General features: G+C 51.8%; 16 protein-coding genes. 3 read left to right on the top strand and 13 right to left on the bottom strand.

Annotation, left to right across the window (positions count from 1 at the left end):
- Window positions 1-15: 15 nt before the first annotated feature.
- The 7 genes from cyoA to abc-f all read right to left on the bottom strand — a co-directional run bounded on the left by cyoA (window position 16) and on the right by abc-f (window position 7393).
- On the bottom strand, window positions 16-993 hold the full coding sequence (gene cyoA, locus L1N82_RS07230; protein WP_407946720.1) for a ubiquinol oxidase subunit II: 978 nt from the start codon (window positions 991-993) through the stop codon (window positions 16-18).
- Window positions 994-1414: 421 nt separating this feature from the next.
- Window positions 1415-1684 carry a hypothetical protein gene (locus tag L1N82_RS07225; RefSeq protein ID WP_235286715.1) on the bottom strand — a complete coding sequence of 90 codons (270 nt, stop codon included), beginning with the start codon at window positions 1682-1684 and terminating at the stop codon, window positions 1415-1417.
- A 477-nt stretch (window positions 1685-2161) separates the two neighbouring features.
- Window positions 2162-2632 (bottom strand): Fur family transcriptional regulator, encoded by a 471-nt coding sequence (locus tag L1N82_RS07220; protein WP_235286714.1) that lies wholly within the window; start codon window positions 2630-2632, stop codon window positions 2162-2164.
- A 73-nt stretch (window positions 2633-2705) separates the two neighbouring features.
- On the bottom strand, window positions 2706-4163 hold the full coding sequence (locus tag L1N82_RS07215; protein ID WP_235286713.1) for a catalase: 1458 nt from the start codon (window positions 4161-4163) through the stop codon (window positions 2706-2708).
- Window positions 4164-4327: 164 nt separating this feature from the next.
- Entirely contained in the window at window positions 4328-5149 is an 822-nt protein-coding gene (locus tag L1N82_RS07210; RefSeq protein WP_235286712.1) for a winged helix-turn-helix domain-containing protein, read from the bottom strand.
- Window positions 5128-5517 (bottom strand): Fur family transcriptional regulator, encoded by a 390-nt coding sequence (locus L1N82_RS07205; RefSeq protein WP_111149503.1) that lies wholly within the window; start codon window positions 5515-5517, stop codon window positions 5128-5130. The genes L1N82_RS07210 and L1N82_RS07205 overlap by 22 nt, the downstream gene beginning before the upstream one ends.
- Window positions 5518-5731: 214 nt before the next feature.
- Window positions 5732-7393, bottom strand: a complete 1662-nt coding sequence (gene abc-f, locus L1N82_RS07200) for a ribosomal protection-like ABC-F family protein (protein WP_235286711.1) — start codon at window positions 7391-7393, stop codon at window positions 5732-5734.
- A 465-nt stretch (window positions 7394-7858) separates the two neighbouring features.
- On the opposite strand from abc-f, the gene L1N82_RS07195 reads away from it, so the two are divergent.
- Window positions 7859-9145, top strand: coding sequence for a glycoside hydrolase family 27 protein (locus L1N82_RS07195; protein ID WP_235286710.1), 1287 nt, complete (start codon window positions 7859-7861; stop codon window positions 9143-9145).
- A gap of 114 nt (window positions 9146-9259) precedes the next feature.
- Here the strand turns inward: L1N82_RS07195 and L1N82_RS07190 are convergent, their stop codons facing one another.
- A complete protein-coding gene (locus tag L1N82_RS07190; protein WP_235286709.1) occupies window positions 9260-9640 on the bottom strand; it encodes a hypothetical protein in 381 nt (126 codons plus the stop codon).
- Window positions 9641-9720: 80 nt separating this feature from the next.
- Window positions 9721-10182, bottom strand: coding sequence for a hypothetical protein (locus L1N82_RS07185; RefSeq protein ID WP_235286708.1), 462 nt, complete (start codon window positions 10180-10182; stop codon window positions 9721-9723).
- A 126-nt stretch (window positions 10183-10308) separates the two neighbouring features.
- Between L1N82_RS07185 and L1N82_RS07180 the strand changes: the two genes are divergently transcribed.
- Entirely contained in the window at window positions 10309-11244 is a 936-nt protein-coding gene (locus tag L1N82_RS07180) for a serine hydrolase domain-containing protein (protein ID WP_235286707.1), read from the top strand.
- Between the two features lie 49 nt (window positions 11245-11293).
- Here the strand turns inward: L1N82_RS07180 and L1N82_RS07175 are convergent, their stop codons facing one another.
- The 3 genes from L1N82_RS07175 to L1N82_RS07165 all read right to left on the bottom strand — a co-directional run bounded on the left by L1N82_RS07175 (window position 11294) and on the right by L1N82_RS07165 (window position 13506).
- Complete coding sequence (locus tag L1N82_RS07175; RefSeq protein ID WP_235286706.1) at window positions 11294-11488, bottom strand: hypothetical protein; 195 nt, start codon at window positions 11486-11488, stop codon at window positions 11294-11296.
- 178 nt (window positions 11489-11666) lie between these two features.
- Complete coding sequence (locus L1N82_RS07170; protein ID WP_235286705.1) at window positions 11667-12092, bottom strand: GNAT family N-acetyltransferase; 426 nt, start codon at window positions 12090-12092, stop codon at window positions 11667-11669.
- A gap of 97 nt (window positions 12093-12189) precedes the next feature.
- Window positions 12190-13506 (bottom strand): ABC transporter substrate-binding protein, encoded by a 1317-nt coding sequence (locus L1N82_RS07165; RefSeq protein ID WP_235286704.1) that lies wholly within the window; start codon window positions 13504-13506, stop codon window positions 12190-12192.
- Window positions 13507-13848: 342 nt separating this feature from the next.
- Between L1N82_RS07165 and L1N82_RS07160 the strand changes: the two genes are divergently transcribed.
- Entirely contained in the window at window positions 13849-14082 is a 234-nt protein-coding gene (locus tag L1N82_RS07160) for a hypothetical protein (protein ID WP_235286703.1), read from the top strand.
- 65 nt (window positions 14083-14147) lie between these two features.
- On the opposite strand, the gene L1N82_RS07155 is transcribed toward L1N82_RS07160, so the two are convergent.
- Window positions 14148-15986, bottom strand: coding sequence for an ABC transporter substrate-binding protein (locus tag L1N82_RS07155; protein ID WP_235286702.1), 1839 nt, complete (start codon window positions 15984-15986; stop codon window positions 14148-14150).
- Window positions 15987-16021 lie beyond the last annotated feature (35 nt).

The raw sequence follows: 16021 nt of genomic DNA, 5'->3' as shown, positions 1-16021 counted from the left end.
ATGCTCACCCCCTCCTTAACGGTGGCCCGCATGCTCATCCGTCTCCGAATGGTGGTCATGCGAACCTTCAGCCGGCACTTCAAGATCCTCAGATTTCGTGTCGTCTGTTTTAATATCAATATCATTATGGTCTTCTCCGTGCTTCGTCGGCTCACGTGGTTCGGCTTCCCGTGTCGTGAGTCCGTGATTATGCGAAGCGGCATACTTGGTAACAATCTGCTCGAACAGGCCTTCAGGGAACGTGGAGAATGTTTGAACCTCTGAAACGCCCGGCTCCGCCAGCTCCTTGTAACCATCCAGTGTCAGGATCGGGGCCTTGCGCTTAACCTCCTCTACCCACTCGTCAAATTCTTCCTGCGAGGTTGCATTAGCTGTAAAGCGCATCTGGGCAAAGTCCTTGCCGCTAAAGTTCGCGCCCGAGCCGAAGTATTCGCCCGGCTCATCGGCCTGCAGATGAAGAGTCATCGCCATGCCCGACATCGTATACAGCTGACCGCCAAGCTGCGGAATCCAGAACGAGTTCATCGGTGCGTCCGATGTCAGCTGGAAGCGGATCGGCGTATCCTCAGGGAACTGCACATAGTTCACGGTTGCGATTCCCTGCTCGGGATACATGAACAGCCATTTCCAATCAAGAGACGTTACCTGAATCGTAACCGGTTCCTTATCGGACTCGAGTGCCTTGGATGGCTCAAGCGCGTACGTATAACGGACGGTTACGATAGCCAGAATAATAATGATAATAATCGGTATTCCCCACCAGATGGTCTCCAGCTTCGTGCTGTGCTCCCACTCCGGATGATACTTCGCCTTATTGTCCGGTCTTGCGCGGTACCGCCAAATAATGACTCCTGTAATAATCAGCACCGGTACAATAATCACGAGGCACAACAGCGTTGATATATAAATGAGGTCACGCTGCTGTTCGCCAATCGGCCCTTTCGGGTCGAGGACAATCATTTTGTCCGTGCAGCCCGCCATCAGAGCGGCCATCAGGGCCAGCGAAGCAAACGTGCCCAGCCGTCGAAGCCAACTACTTTTCTTCATACTATGAATCATCTCCTTATGGCCGTCCTAGTAATGGGGTGTGGCGAAATGCACTCCCCGTTAGACATTACCAGAGAGTAAAATCACCTTCTGTGAATAAAATAACAGATTACATAGATGGAGTCTCCCCCGTTAACAAATGCGTCAACGAAAAGACGAAAATCCGTAATACAACGTTCACCGATTTGACGATTGTTTAGCAAATGGAGGATCTGGCGGGTGATTTAAACCACTGCTGACCGTTCCTCCCCTCCAATTTATATATAAGTTCCTCAACAAAGAGAGCTGCTTCGTCTACGGACGAAACAGCTCTCTTATCACTCTTATTCAACTCTCCCGGCAGTTCCGGGCTGCCGCACAATGCCAATCAGATGATGTCGCTGTTTGCTTCATCCCTGCGCTTATGAACAAGATGGATGGCCGTCCCAATCGTATAGATGAAGACGCTGCCGACCATAAAACCGATGCCAAGCATCAGGCTCAGGTTCTGATCACTGAAATGAGTAACATTCCAGAGGCTCATTCCGACACCAATTAAGAGTGCCGCCCATGCCATCACATTCATAAAGGAAAAAAGGCGTCTGACTTCCTGTCCGTTCCGCTCGCGCCCGTTTGCACTAACTGTCCTTGTTGTCATTAGGATCACTTCCTATCGCAGTTGTAAGGGTTTTCGATAAACTTAGTATACCACATTTTATGCGAATGTGTTCAAAAAATGTTCAAATTTTGATCAAAATTCAGACACTTTTTATTACCCTTACAAAGAAGGACCCAAACGATCACTCTATTCACCCGTTTGTCGAATCGCTGGCCAACGAGTGTTAACCCCGCTCGCTTTTACTTTCGACAAATCTATTCTGACGCTGCACTTAAGCAGCTAACTCGCTCCCTTGCTGTCGATTTCCCGGGAAATGAAGGCGGCCGCCGCCATGATTCGAATCAACCGCCCAATATTCCCGCTACCGGTCCAGCCCAAAAATCTCCGGCCGTCCGCTGCTCGATCGGCTTGTTCGCCGCCTGCAGCTGAGGCACCGGAGATATTCAGTAACAGATCATCCTCCGAACGACAGCTTCTGCCGGCTAGTCGGCCATCGTTCGAGCTAAGATCAGCTGTTCAGCCGACTGCTGTCCTTTTGCCGGTATTGTTAGCCTCATGCTGCTGCTTCTCCTCACAGGCCAGACAGAGTCCGCTGAACTCAATATAGTAACGCTCCGCATGGAAGGACTGATCAGTCCCTGCCATCAGGAACGGGGATAGTGGAAGCTCATAATCCGATATGCAGCCGCACGCTTCACAGATCAGATGATGATGCGGCTTCATATTAATGTCATACCGCGAAACCCCGTCACGCTGAAGATAGAATTCTTTGACCATGCCGTGCTTCTTAAGCGTGCGCAGTGTATTGTAAATCGTCGTCATGCTGACATAATGCGGATTTACTTGAAAGATGGATTGATACAGCTCTTCCGCAGACGGATGGGCCAGGTGATTGTATAAGTGTTCCAATATAAGCTGCCGCTGTGTCGTCAACCTGATGCCGCCAGCCTTCAGTTTATTGGCCGCTTCGGCAATTTGCTTGTTCATTGGCTTCCCTCCTTGAATTCGGGCGAAGCTCTCATGCTGCCTTCCGCCTCCGCGCTTATACACTAGCACCATCTTAACCTCTGTTTGGCATGAAGCCGCTAATATCGACACCAAGACCTTGCGCCACACGCATGCCGTATTCGACATCCGCACGGAAGAAGTTGCAAATCGCACGTAATTGAATATCTTGGTTCGTCTGCTTCAAGTCATTTACCAGGTTGGCAATCAGATGATCACGCTCTTCGTCTGTGTAGGAACGGTATTTCTCGCCTGCTTGTGTAAAATCATCTGTCTTCTCAATCTTCTTGCGTCCTGCCGGTCCGGTGATCGGTGCTTCGCTGTCGCGGTAAGCCGGGTCTTCCTTCGGGCTCTCCTCATAGCTGTTCGGCTCATAGTTCACCGGAGAATTGTCCTGGTTCACGTTCATCGCTCCATCGCGCTGATGATTCCGGACAGGAGCGTACGGGCAATTAACCGGAATTTGCAGATAATTTGCACCCAGACGATAACGCTGCGTGTCCGGATAGGAGAACAGACGGCCCTGAAGCAGCTTGTCTTCGGAAGGCTCAATACCCGGCACAAGCACGCTTGGGGAGAAAGCGGACTGCTCCACTTCCGCGAAGAAGTTAGCCGGATTGCGGTCGAGCGTCATCGTACCAACCAGTTGCAGCGGATAGTCATCCTCCGGCCACACCTTGGTCGGATCAAGCGGATCAAAGCTCAGCTGGTCCAGGTGCTCTGGCGGCAGCATCTGCACATGCAGCTCCCATTCCGGGAACTCACCCTTCTCAATATGCTCATAGAGGTCGCGTGTCGCATGGTTGAAATCCTGCCCCTGCATCTCCCCTGCTTCCTTCGCCGAGAAGTTCACCACGCCCTGCTTGGATTTCCAGTGATACTTCACATAGGTTACCTTACCTTCAGCATTGATCCACTTAAAAGCGTGAACACCGAACCCGTCCATCTGGCGGTAGTTCGCAGGCGTTCCGTTATCCGAGAACAGCCACGTCAGCATATGTGTAGACTCCGGCGTCAGCGTCATGAAATCCCAATAACGGGCAGGCGTCTGAAGATTCGTGTCTGGTGACGGCTTCAGCGAGTGGACCATGTCCGGGAATTTCATCGCATCGCGGATGAAGAAGACCGGCAGATGGTTGCCTACGATATCATAGTTTCCTTCCTGCGTGTAGAACTTAACCGCAAACCCGCGCGGGTCGCGTGCTGTCTCCGGTGAGCCAACGCCATGAATAACGGTTGAGAAGCGGACAAATACCGGAGTCTCAATACCGGCTTCCTGCAGAAAGTGGGCCTTCGTGTGCGCCTTCATGCTTCTGGCTGTGCGGAATACGCCATGGGCGCCTGCTCCGCGGGCATGCACCACACGCTCTGGGATACGCTCACGGTCGAAATGCGCCAGCTTCTCAAGCAGGTGGTAATCTTCGAGCAGTGTTGGGCCGTTTTGTCCTGCTGTACGGGAGTTCTGATTATCTCCTACGGGAGCGCCTTGGTTCGTTGTCAGTCGGTTTATCATCGTTGAAGCACCTCTTCTTTTTTATGAATTAGACTTAATCTAAGTTCTTATATAAGCAGATTATACACGGCAGCGTCTCACCGTGCATGATGAGTGAGTGAAGCTTATATGAAGAACAGATGAAGATCATCAGGAATATTAAGATAGCTATGTAAGATGGCGGCTTACCGGATGTCAGCCATCCGGTAGCCGGCGCCGCGCATGGTAACGATATATTTGGAGGAAACGGCTTTGTCCCCAAGCTTCTTGCGCAGGCTTCTGATATGAACGTCTACGACATTGCTTCCGCCGACAAAGCTGCTGCCGCAGATGCGCTGCATAATTTCATCACGCGTCAGAACCGCGCCATCTGCTTCAAGAAGATACAGCAGCACTTCATATTCGGTCTTCGTCAGTTCAACGCGATCTTCCCCGCGGTATACAGACATCCGCTTGGCATCTACCGTCAAATCCTTATACCTTATATTAGAAGGATCATTACCCGAAGACACATTCGACTTGACAGCATCCTGCTTCGTGAACATGCGGAATATGGTATACATCGCTTCAGATACCGGGCAAGGCCAGGGGATAACCTGCTCGCCTGTGCGTCCGCTGCCTTCAGCCGAACCGTTAAGCGCACTCCGGTCTGCCAGATAGATCGAACGGGCGGCAATATCCGGATGAGACACAAAAGCCTTAATATTGCTGTAATCGCCGTATACATCTTCTGTCACAAAATCAAACAGATACATATCAATCGCAGGCCCGCTCTCAGTCAGTGACTCCAGCTTGCGAAACACCATAACATCGAAGCAATTCGCCGAGATTTCACGAATGAGATCATACATCCGGTCAGGCACCGGTGTAACCAAGGCAATCCGTTTGGTCTGCGGGCATACCGGTATACCGGCAGGCTGGCGGTAGCCGAAGCCCTGTGCCTGCCTGTGGTATGGCGCCTCCAATTGACCTGCTGCAGAGGAGGTTAAGGTTTGGAAGTTTTGCATGCCGGACACACTCCTTCTAAGTTAATGGTTGCTTCGTGAACAACATAACCGGTTTCTTCAGCGACAGCTTCCATCCACTGCTGCGGCACATCAGTCATCACTTCATCCACGCGTCCGCATTTGATACAGACAATATGATGATGGTCCTCAGTGCGTGCGTCATAACGGCTTGCCGCTTCACCAAGCTTGAGCTCACGGATCAGGTCATTATCAGTCAGGTAACGGAGCGAGTTGTATACCGTGCCATATGCAAAGTTATGACCTGCCGCCCGGAGACGCTCGATTACATCTGCTGCAGTCGGATGATCATGCGCCTGCAGAATAATATCGTAGACCGCTTTGCGCTGGGTCGTTAGATTGATTTTCATCGGGTTCACCCTCAGTTTTGATTTGAATTTAGATTTAGTATAAATTCAATAATTGCAAATTGCAAGACCTCTCATTGAACATTTTTCCTCCATAAACAGTATTCCTAAAAAGCAATCTGCCTAAAATATCACTTCTAATAAAAGACGGCCCGCCTCTTGCCAAGGCTGCAGCCGTCTTGTTTCATTTTCCCCCGTTAACCATTAACTGCGTTACTTATGATCTGCCGAGAAGCTGTTTCAATTCACTGCGCTGCTTGCTGAGACGTGCGAATTCTTCCTCCAGCTTCAGATCTGCCTCACCGCCCGCTCTCCCCTTGGAAGCGGGGACGGGCAGGCTGAGCCTGCCCAGTACATCGGTTAGCCGCGTTTCTACACGCAGCAGCTCCTCTTCCATCAGCGTTATTTCTTCAACTTGTCCTTTTGCCGCTGCCTGAGCCTGATGCTCCCGGTATTCCTGCAGCGTTCCATCAAAGCTGGTAACCTTCCTGCCTTCAATCTCTATGATCTGATCCGCCACCGACTCCACAAACCGCCGGTCATGTGAGACGAACAGCACGGTTCCTTCATATTCCTTCAATAGAGATTCCAACGCCTCAAGCGAGGAAATATCCAGAAAATTAGTCGGTTCATCAGCGATAAGCATGTTCATATCACTTAGGAAAACCTTAGCGAATGCCACCCTTACCCGCTCACCGCCGCTCAGCACGCCTACCAGCTTGAAGACATCATCCCCCCGGAACAGCAGTCTGGCAAGCACTAGGCGGATAAGCTCTGGCGGATGCACCGCCGAAGCGCTCACATTGTCCATGACGGACCGGGCAGGGTCCAGAATATCAAGGCTTTGGCTAAAATAACCGGGCCTTACAGCCGGTGCAATCCGGACACCATCTGCTCCCTCAAGCAAGGTTCGGAGCAGTGTCGTCTTGCCGCAGCCATTCGGTCCGATCAGCGCGACCTTGCGCCCGGCCAGCATCCGGAACGACGCATCCTGCCAGAGCAGCCTGCCGCCAGCATGAGCCGACAACCGTTCCACCGTCACAACCGCACGGTTATGCAGCAGTGCCGCATTCGGTATATCGAGTTTGATGCGCGGCAGCTCACGCGGCTTCTCGACCTTTTCCAGCTTACTGATCCGCGTCTGCAGCGCCTTGATCGCCTGATGGACACCCTTCTGCGTGGTCCCCTTCCGGTCCTTGAGCAGCTCTGACTCCCTCGTGCTCATCCGCTTGGGCGGCTTCAGCATGCTCCGGGCCTGCCCTGCCTTCAGCTGGATGGCCTGCTCGAGCTGTTTCCTCTTCTCGGTATAAGCCTCGAACTGCTGCTCCTGCCGCCTTCGCTCCTGTTCCCGCTGCGCGGCATAATCCGAATATCCGCCCTTATACACCTTGACCGTCCCTTCTTCCAGCGACCAGATGCGCGTGCACACCCGGTCGAGAAAAGCACGGTCATGCGACACCGTCACAATTGCGCCGGGATAGCGGTTGAACCGCTCCTCCAGCTGCTCAATATGCGCCGTGTCCAGGTGCATCGTCGGCTCATCGGCGAGCAGCAGCTCCGGTTGACTGTTGAAAGCCCGGTCGATTGCCGCAGAAGTTTCTTCTCCGCCGCTTAGAGGGTGTCCAGATTCTTTGGCTGCCGGACCCGCTGACCCGTCTTTCAACTGCGGAATCAGTGCTGTCCCTGCGTGCGTGGTGACCGTCCCGCCATCCGGCTCAAGGAGCCCGGCGAGAATATGCAGCAGGGTGGTTTTACCAGTCCCATTGGGACCGACGACTCCGATCCGGTCTCCCGCCCCAACACGAAGATAATCGATCCGGAATAGATGCCGGTCACGTACAGACGCCTCAAGCTGATGAACTTCCACTAACGTATGCATAACCAAAAAACCTCCTTATCCGCTTAGGACAGGAGGTGCGCCGCTATCACGATATGACCAAAGAAAAGCTGACAAAACAGAGAATGCCAATGGGCACAATGGTGTCCAGGCAGACTGCTGCTGTGGCTCTTAGTCCGTCAAAAATGCGCGCACGTATCCCGTCCGAAAAAAATTGCAGTACATGGCCGTATTCGTTACAGCCTCTGCTAACCTTTTTGCATGACAACAGGATTTAGTAGCGCATCGGACTAAAGGTCACCCTTTCCTTGTTTATTCGCCACCATCGTAACCGATTCTTCTGGAAAAAGCAAGGAGGCAAATGCGCAGGCATTACTTTAGAATAGTCTAAGCACAGGGCGGAACGCAATATTTTACAACAACACGCAAATCTTTACGGTAGTAAACATCCGTCCCCTTCTTCTATGATAAGGATATACTAAGGTTCAGGAAGGAAGGATGATGAACATGCGTCACCATACATTTGCACCAACTCCGCCAATGGGCTGGAACAGTTGGGACTGCTACGGAGCGGCTGTGCGTGAGGAAGAAATTCGCGGCAACGCGGACTATATGGCCAAGCACCTGAAGGATTACGGCTGGGAATATGTCGTCGTGGATATTCAGTGGTATGAGCCGGGAGCCGTTTCTTCCCAATACAGGCCGTTCGTGCCGCTGGAGATGGATGAATTCTCCCGCCTGATGCCTGCCGTTAACCGCTTCCCGTCTGCCGCAGACGGGAAAGGCTTCAAGCCGCTGGCCGATTATGTACACAGCCTCGGCCTGAAATTCGGCATTCATATTATGCGCGGCATTCCGCGCCAGGCTGCACATGCGGCCACTCCGATCCTCGGCACGTCGGCTACAGCCCGCGACATCGCGCATCCAAACTCCATCTGCCCGTGGAATACGGACATGTATGGTGTGGATGCCTCGAAGGAAGGTGCGCAGGAATACTACGATTCGCTGTTCCAGCTTTATGCCGAATGGGGCGTTGATTTTGTCAAAGTCGATGACATCGCGGCTTCCCGTCTGTACGATGCCCATCTTGACGAAATCGCCATGATCCGAAAGGCAATCGACAAGTGCGGGCGCGACATGGTGCTCAGCCTGTCCCCAGGCCCTGCGCCGCTGGAGTATGAGCAACAATTTACAGAGGGAGCGAACATGTGGCGTATGACGGATGACTTCTGGGATCTGTGGCATCTGCTCTACGGCATGTTCGAGCGCTGCGAGAAGTGGGCGCCTTATGTCAAGGAAGGCTCCTGGCCGGACTGCGACATGCTGCCGCTCGGCCATCTCGGGATCCGCTCGGTCGATGGTGGCGGCGCTGACCGCTGGACCCGGTTCACGAAGGATGAGCAGGTGACGATGATGTCACTCTGGTCGATCTTCCGCTCCCCGCTCATGTTCGGCGGCGAAATGCGTGATAACGACGATTGGACGCTGTCCCTCTTGACGAACGAGGAAGTGCTGCATCTGCATCGCACCGGCCGTGACGCGCGCCAGCTGTACCGTGAAGGAGATCGCGTCGTCTGGGTATCCGGCAGCGAAGACGGCGACACGTATGTGGGGCTGTTCAACACTGGCGATGAGCCTGCCGAAGTCAGCGTAACGCTGGAGCAGCTTGGCCTGAGCGGCGCCGGCGTCAAGGCACGTGACCTGTGGCAGCGCGAGGATTTGGGCACAGTCGGCGAGAAGCTGTCGAAGCAGCTCCGACCGCATGCTTCTATGTTGGTAAAGCTCACGGTATAAATACACGGCATGTGCCGGAAAGCTCGGGAATGTGGGCTAGCAACTCTCAGAATAGGTTTTCAAGAGCCGATAGGAAAGCCCGCCAGATCGTGGCGGGTTCTTCTTCTCGTGACACTACTCTTGCCCGTTATCATATGCCTTCTTAATGATGTCCAGAAGGCCGCTAGTCCTTGACTCATCAATCGTATAGATGGTTCCCGTATCCGGAAGCTTCATCAGAGTCCCTTTGCTGTAACGGTCGCTGACCCAGAGATAGTACTGCCGTTCTCCTAAAACAAACTGATACTGCGGATCAGCAATGTCCACAATACCAGGTTGTTTGTTGGCGAATCTTACGGCGTAGGTGAATTGCTTTACTGCATTCTTATCGTTAATCACCCGTTCTGAATTCGGAGCGGATTTGTAAAATTTGACCATCTTATTAATAACAATCTGCTCTTCTGTTACTCGTAACAGGAAGTAGCTGATGCTGATTGAGATTAGAAGCACAGCCAACGACCCTAAAAGGATAAATCGTATATTCGCCCTCATCATGTCCCCCTTTTCATACGAGCAGAATAGTTCTTGTGCTTATGCTATGGTTCCACTCTCAATACCATAGCTTTGCCCAATCCGTTATCCACGCGAATACGGCTGTCCTCCGTTAACTCTATTGTCCCAAACGGCTCAAAGGTAAAGCTCCTCATATCATAGCTATAGTCATAGACGCACTCGCCACCCTCAACGAAAGTAATGCGGCGTTTCCAATCAACCTCCAAACGATCCAGTCCGCAGGCTGCCCCAACGATTGCATCGATGGCCTCCCTGTTGGAGAACGGGTCTTCGAGTATATAAGCCGTATCCCAGTCAAAAGGGACCAGGTCCGAAAGCTTGGCCTCACGGCCTTCATGCGCAAGTAGCGCTATATTCTCTTCGATCTGACTTGAGATACCCTTGTCCCTGTCGCTATCATTAGAGAGTGTTAGATAGCCGATCAGTAGTATCAGTAGCATGAGCAGCAGCGCCGGCACCGGCAAGCTTCGTGTCATTTTATTCAATGGCACCGCTCCTTTCTATGAATGAATGAAACTGCCCCCCCGAGTAAAATATGTATATATCTGGAAGACCTGGCTTCTTGTTCAGCGGACTGCTTCCGAATCCTTGCGACGAGGAGTACAAGCCCAATGAAACATCTGCTGCTTCTATCTCACCTCAATACCGGAAAACTGGACGTTTGCCTTAAAAAAGCAAAGGTTCACGGCTGCCTGATCAGTATAGACAACAAGCTGGTCTATCAATTTTACAAGAATAAGAAAATGAAAACCAAGCAGCACAAGATTAATTCCTGCACCAAAAGTGTGATCTCCTGCCTAGTAGGCATCGCTCATGATCAAGGCTTCATCCCTGACTGGAATGAGCCAATCTCAACATACTTTCCCGCAATTCTTGAAGATCCGGATACTCGAAAACAGCTCATCACGGTCGATCACCTGCTGCAGATGTCGCCGGGCTTCGATTGGCCCGAGATGGGCGACTGGGGCGGATGGCCGAGCATGATTCACAGCACGAATTGGGTGAGGTATGTACTGGAGAGGCCGCTGATTGCAGAGCCGGGTCAAGCAATGAACTACAACTCAGGCTGCAGCCACCTGCTGTCAGCTATTTTGCAGAAGACAGCCGGACTGAGAGCGCAGGAGTTTGCAGATCGTCATCTGTTCGCTGCTCTGGAGATTAATGACTATATGTGGCATGAAGACCCGCAGGGAGTAAATATTGGGGGCTTCGGTATACATATGACGATTGAGGATATGCACAAGTTCGGAATGTTGTATTTGAATAATGGCATCTGGAAGGGTAAGCAGCTGGTAAGCAGGGAATGGATATCCCGATCAACATCCCCTGAGCACCTGACCTACGGGCATTTTGGCCCTTACGGGCGGCATTGGTGGACATCGCGGACAGCTGCGGACGAAAGCTATTATTTTGCGATGGGATTGGGCGGGCAGTATATTCTGGTTTTCCCCGAACGGCAGACTGTAGTGACCTTTGCAAGCGACACGTACGGAGATACGATGAGGCCGCTGCATATTGTCCGGCAGATGATTGACCAAGAGGTGTGATGCAGGTCAGCTGGGCACTACACAACGAGAACTCTGCACGCCCATACTCCTATAGAAGACCGAATCTGAAGTAGATAATAGACAGCACTATGACCAACGCCAGCAGCAGCCAGCCCCCAACCGAAAGACCGGCCAAGAAAGATAGGATCACCGAGAAGTTAAGGAGCAGCATACTCACGAGGACCAGCAGCGAGACGACAATCAGCACCAACAGATACTTCGGGATCGGATTTCTCGTTCTCATGTTCCGCCTCCTTGGACAGCATACACCCATTATGTGCCATGTGACCCTTATTATACAACTTCCACACTTACCGAAATTGAGCGTGAGAGGTCGGGCGGCTTTCCTCGCAGGTATTCATTCAAGAAAAAGAGGCTGCAACCTTTTCAACGCGGGGCATTCAAGGCATGCAGCAGCCGCTTCACAGCACTTTCTTAAACACGTAGCTCTCCTTACTGTAGCCCGCTCTGGTTTCATAGAACCGGTGGGCATCCTTTCTCGGAAAACCTGACGACAGCGCGATGCAGTAACAGCCGTTCTCCTTCGCGAGCTGTTCGAGGTGAACGAGCAGCTTTTCCCCGTATCCCATAGACCTGGCAGCCTGATCGGTAATCAGATCGTAGACCCATATATGCTTGTAATAATAGAGATTAGTCAGGATGGAGAATCCCGCGAGAGAAACCAGCTTGTCCTCCTCATCAAACAAAGCCATCAGCCGGTAGCCTTCGCCAGCCATACGCCCGTATAAATCCAGGTACTGCTCTTCCGTCAGGTCCGTTCGAAGCTGGTTCATAACCCCGTATGATTGCTTAATCTCTTCCGCACTCTTTAATTCTTGTATCCGCATGGTCATCATCCTCCTATGGATACAATAATAACCTTTTGCGCATCCACGATACATGGATAAAACCATCTTAGATTTGTAATATTCCCCGCCGGGCCTGCTACTCCAACCCCTCACTCTGATCATATAAGGATTGCAGCTCGTCATTCATACGATTCAACGCATCGCTAAGACTAAGCTCTTTTTCTAAGAATGCTGTTACATATTTCTCTGTAACTTCATCCATTTCCATTATGACTTCGGCTGGCAGCCGCCTGAGTGTACGGTTTAAGGAATTATTAATAGCCTTCATGTTGTAAAATACATTAATCTCTTCATTCTGTTCCTCACCGGTTCGTATGGGAAGTTCATACGGATTAACGGACGACATCGTTTTGGCATATTCCTCACTGCTTATGTAGCGGATGAATTCCCAAGCCTGATCCTTATGCTTTGCCTGTGCAGGTATTGAGAATACATGCGATATTGAGATACCTGAACCGGTATCCGGCTGCTCGTTACTTACGGGCATGGGCAGGACTCCCCAATCTAATCCTTCATACCGCTTCTCATTATAGGTTAATACACGATACAGATCAGAGCTGTCCACAGCCATCGCTACGTGATCCTTAAGGAACGGATAAGTCTCCTTTTCCTGCTCCACTATGTTCGTCTTCATCGTAGTGTCCGGCATCGCCGCGTAGCATGTCTTGTTTGAATGGCAGGTCAGCACCTGTGCGAAAACCTTCTCCCACGCCGGTGTATTAAAGGTGAAAGTATGGCTGCGAAAGAAGTTAAGACCGCTTGCCTCCCCAATTTTCAGAGCCATCATGAACGGGTATGCTGATTCTTTGCTTACAAATCCGTACGTTCTCCCCTGATCCGTGCCCATCTTAGTAAATGAATCCGCAAGTTTAAACACCTCATCCCAAGTCATCGTTCCTTGCGGATAAGGAATTCCCTTCTCGCGAAACAACCTCTTGTTATAATAAAGAGCTGACCCGGTAAACGAAGCCGTTAACCCATGCAGCTCCTGCTGATCGTCCTTTAAATAACTCACAACTGCCGGCATGAACTCATTCAAATTAATATCATCTTTATTCATCCAGTCTGTTAAAGTAGCCAATTTCCCTTGCTCGCGAAGATGGAGATAGTAGTCCATATTCAATGCCAGAAGGTCGGGATTCACTTCTTCCACCGCCTTCTCAACGGCTTGGTTCAAATCTTCACCAGGTTCTAACCTCTCGCTTAAGGATGTTACCTGTAAATCATATTCAGAATTCTTGGCGGTAAATAAATCACCATAATTTTGATTGAAATACTGTTCACTCCATGTCAAAACCTTAAGAGTTACAGGCTCCTGTTGTTCAGTTTCTGCGCAGCCTGCCAGGCCTATAGCCAAGAGGACAGGAATGATTGCGGTAAGAAATCTTCTCACAAGTGAAGCTCCTCCCAAGTAAAGTCTCTGGCGAAATCAGCAGTTCTTGCGAACGTCGATTTTTCATCAGTGTTTTCCTACTTGTAACCTATTATGTAATAATTAATAAACAACCGCAATGAGATTTATATTATCTCGCAAAGCAAAATAGACGGCTTTTAATCATCATTTCAGATGATCAAGAACCGTCTTTTAGTCAAACATGCAAGCCTACCTTTTACCTACGTAAAGACGAACGCATGATGCAGTTTCGCCTTCTCAAACACACAACTCTTTTTGCTGTATCCTGCAAGAAGTATCATAATTTGGTATAATACTCTCCATAGTAAAGGGGGTATTGGTATGATTATTGCTGAAATCATCGCCATCACATTATTCGGCATTATACCGCTGTATGCCGTCTTGCTTTGGACTTATTTCAACCCCGTTGAAAGTATGCTATTCGGTAACCGCTGGAAGTATAAAGAAGAACCCGAGCCGACCGACCTGGCAATCCGCTACGTCAAAGGTGCTTCTCTCTTTTCCCTAATTGCGCTCACTGTAATCCTTGGCCTGTTCATTCTGGGACACACGTAATAACGTCCCGGGACCGAGGCAGTTGTTCGAACCCGGATCGTATTTCGCTTCTGGACAACAATAACCTAACTGGATTGCTGTTCCCCCGCAGTTCCCTTCACCCATATATCCTTAAAATCAACCCAGCCCAGCGGATTGAATTTCACATCCTGCAGGGTCGGGTGCGACAGGGCGCTGACGCCCTGGCAGGTCAGGTAGACCGCTGCGCAGGCTTCTCCCAGCCGGGACTCTAACGTTTTAAACTTGCTCATACGTTCCGCAGGGTCCGCCTCTTTCACCAGCTCAGCCGCCTGGCCGTCCACGAGCGCCTGCAGTTCATCGGTCATCGCGCTGCGCAGGAAGCTGTTTGCAGACAGCAGGTATTCGAGCTGACGCAGCAGCCCGCCCCGCAGTACCGCCTCGAACAGAATTAAATCAGCCTCACTCCTGACCGCAGGGTTCATCATATCTCCCCAGGAACGGATTTCTACTTCCAGCCGGACGCCAAGCTCCGCGTGAGCCCGCTGCAGCCAGTACGCCGTCCGGGCATGCCGTTCATAGGCAAACAGCCTTAACACTGGCTCCCCATCCCCGCCATTGCCGGTATAACCAGACTCCAGCAGCTTGGCAGCAGCCAGCTCAGGTTCATACCATCCGTCGCTGTCACCAGACTGAATCTCCAGCAGGAACCCGGCAGCAGGTCCCGCATGCGGATAGCCAAGCTCGTCCGCCAGCCGCTGCCTGTCTACGCCATGCACCAAGGCCTGCCGCAGCGTACCGCAGCTGAGGACGCCACCTTCTCGCCTCATATTCATAATAAGCACTGCGCATCCGGTCAAGTAGCGCTGCTGCTGCCGGGCCGCCTCCCGGAATTGCTGCACCGAGCCCTCCCCTGTCTGCACAAGCACGATTCCCGGATCAATCTGCAGCGCCAGCTCACTCTCAGACTCTGGCACGCGAATAATCTCGATCTGGTCCATCAGCCCGCGTTCCGCGTAATACGAGGTGAACGCCTCCAGCACAATCATGCCGTCCATACGCATTGCAACCAGGTATGGCCCTGCTCCTGCCGGCATCGTCCAACCCGCTTCTTCTGTATGTCCCCCGCTGCCTCTCGGAATGATTGAGGCCCCCGTGTGACTCATGAACACATCAAACATATAATTGGCCTGCCGCAGTACAACTGTCACACAATAGCGGGACTCCGCCCGTACCTGCTGCACATCCCGGCAGAGCCAGCTGTGGCTGTAGGACCCTGCCTGCAGTCTCGTCAGCGTATAGACCACATCCTCAGCTGTGAGCTCCGCTCCATTGTGGAAGAGCACCCCCTTACGCAGATAGAACGTCCAGCAGGTGGCCTCCTGATTCTTGTCCCAGTGATGGGCAAGGCCCTTCTTCACCCGCTCAGCATCTCCATCATAGTCAACCAATGTTCCATGAATCTGTTTAATCAGATGCACATCCAGCCCATAGAAAGCATCAGCCGGGTCCAGCGTGACGATGGGCCGGAACACCGGAAGCCGCAGTGTTTCCTTCAAGCCGTCATCCGCCGACTTTGCAGCTTCATAGCCAAAATACCGCGACAGCCACTCCATAAAATGCGCCCTGGCCTCCGCCCCGGCATGCTCCCGCAGCCAGACAAGCGCCTCCTGTACGCTCCCCTGCTTCACCACTTCCTGGGCCGCCTCAACGGCCAATTGGTCCCTGCTCTTGTAGAAGGTCAGCTCTGACGCATGCCCACGTCCACGGCCGGGTACTATATGCAGCCATTGCTGCTTTTCCATTTTGGCCAGGATCAGCTTCGCATTCCGCGGGGTGCAGCAGAACGCCTGCGCGATCTCCTCCATCGTGACACGTCTCTTCTGCCCGTCCTCCGCATCCGGGAATGCCTCCCGTAATCTGATATAATCCTCTGCCAAGCGCATCCGTCTTCTCCTGCCTCTGTGTTAAAAGTCGAAAT

This window comes from Paenibacillus tarimensis (assembly GCF_021532315.1).
Classification (GTDB): domain Bacteria; phylum Bacillota; class Bacilli; order Paenibacillales; family Paenibacillaceae; genus Paenibacillus_I; species Paenibacillus_I tarimensis.
The sequence above is the reverse complement of the archived record's forward strand: the minus strand, read 5'-3'. Positions and strand labels throughout refer to the sequence as shown.

Bases quoted from the DNA above. Each gene is read 5' to 3' on its own strand.
- L1N82_RS07210 (WP_235286712.1), bottom strand. From the start codon at position 5,149: ATGCAAAACTTCCAAACCTTAACCTCCTCTGCAGCAGGTCAATTGGAG.
- L1N82_RS07195 (WP_235286710.1), top strand. From the start codon at position 7,859: ATGCGTCACCATACATTTGCACCAACTCCGCCAATGGGCTGGAACAGT.
- L1N82_RS07225 (WP_235286715.1), bottom strand. From the start codon at position 1,684: ATGACAACAAGGACAGTTAGTGCAAACGGGCGCGAGCGGAACGGACAG.
- L1N82_RS07155 (WP_235286702.1), bottom strand. From the start codon at position 15,986: ATGCGCTTGGCAGAGGATTATATCAGATTACGGGAGGCATTCCCGGAT.
- L1N82_RS07175 (WP_235286706.1), bottom strand. From the start codon at position 11,488: ATGAGAACGAGAAATCCGATCCCGAAGTATCTGTTGGTGCTGATTGTC.
- L1N82_RS07220 (WP_235286714.1), bottom strand. From the start codon at position 2,632: ATGAACAAGCAAATTGCCGAAGCGGCCAATAAACTGAAGGCTGGCGGC.
- L1N82_RS07160 (WP_235286703.1), top strand. From the start codon at position 13,849: ATGATTATTGCTGAAATCATCGCCATCACATTATTCGGCATTATACCG.
- L1N82_RS07170 (WP_235286705.1), bottom strand. From the start codon at position 12,092: ATGCGGATACAAGAATTAAAGAGTGCGGAAGAGATTAAGCAATCATAC.
- L1N82_RS07180 (WP_235286707.1), top strand. From the start codon at position 10,309: ATGAAACATCTGCTGCTTCTATCTCACCTCAATACCGGAAAACTGGAC.
- abc-f (WP_235286711.1), bottom strand. From the start codon at position 7,393: ATGCATACGTTAGTGGAAGTTCATCAGCTTGAGGCGTCTGTACGTGAC.
- L1N82_RS07205 (WP_111149503.1), bottom strand. From the start codon at position 5,517: ATGAAAATCAATCTAACGACCCAGCGCAAAGCGGTCTACGATATTATT.
- cyoA (WP_407946720.1), bottom strand. From the start codon at position 993: ATGGCCGCTCTGATGGCGGGCTGCACGGACAAAATGATTGTCCTCGAC.
- L1N82_RS07215 (WP_235286713.1), bottom strand. From the start codon at position 4,163: ATGATAAACCGACTGACAACGAACCAAGGCGCTCCCGTAGGAGATAAT.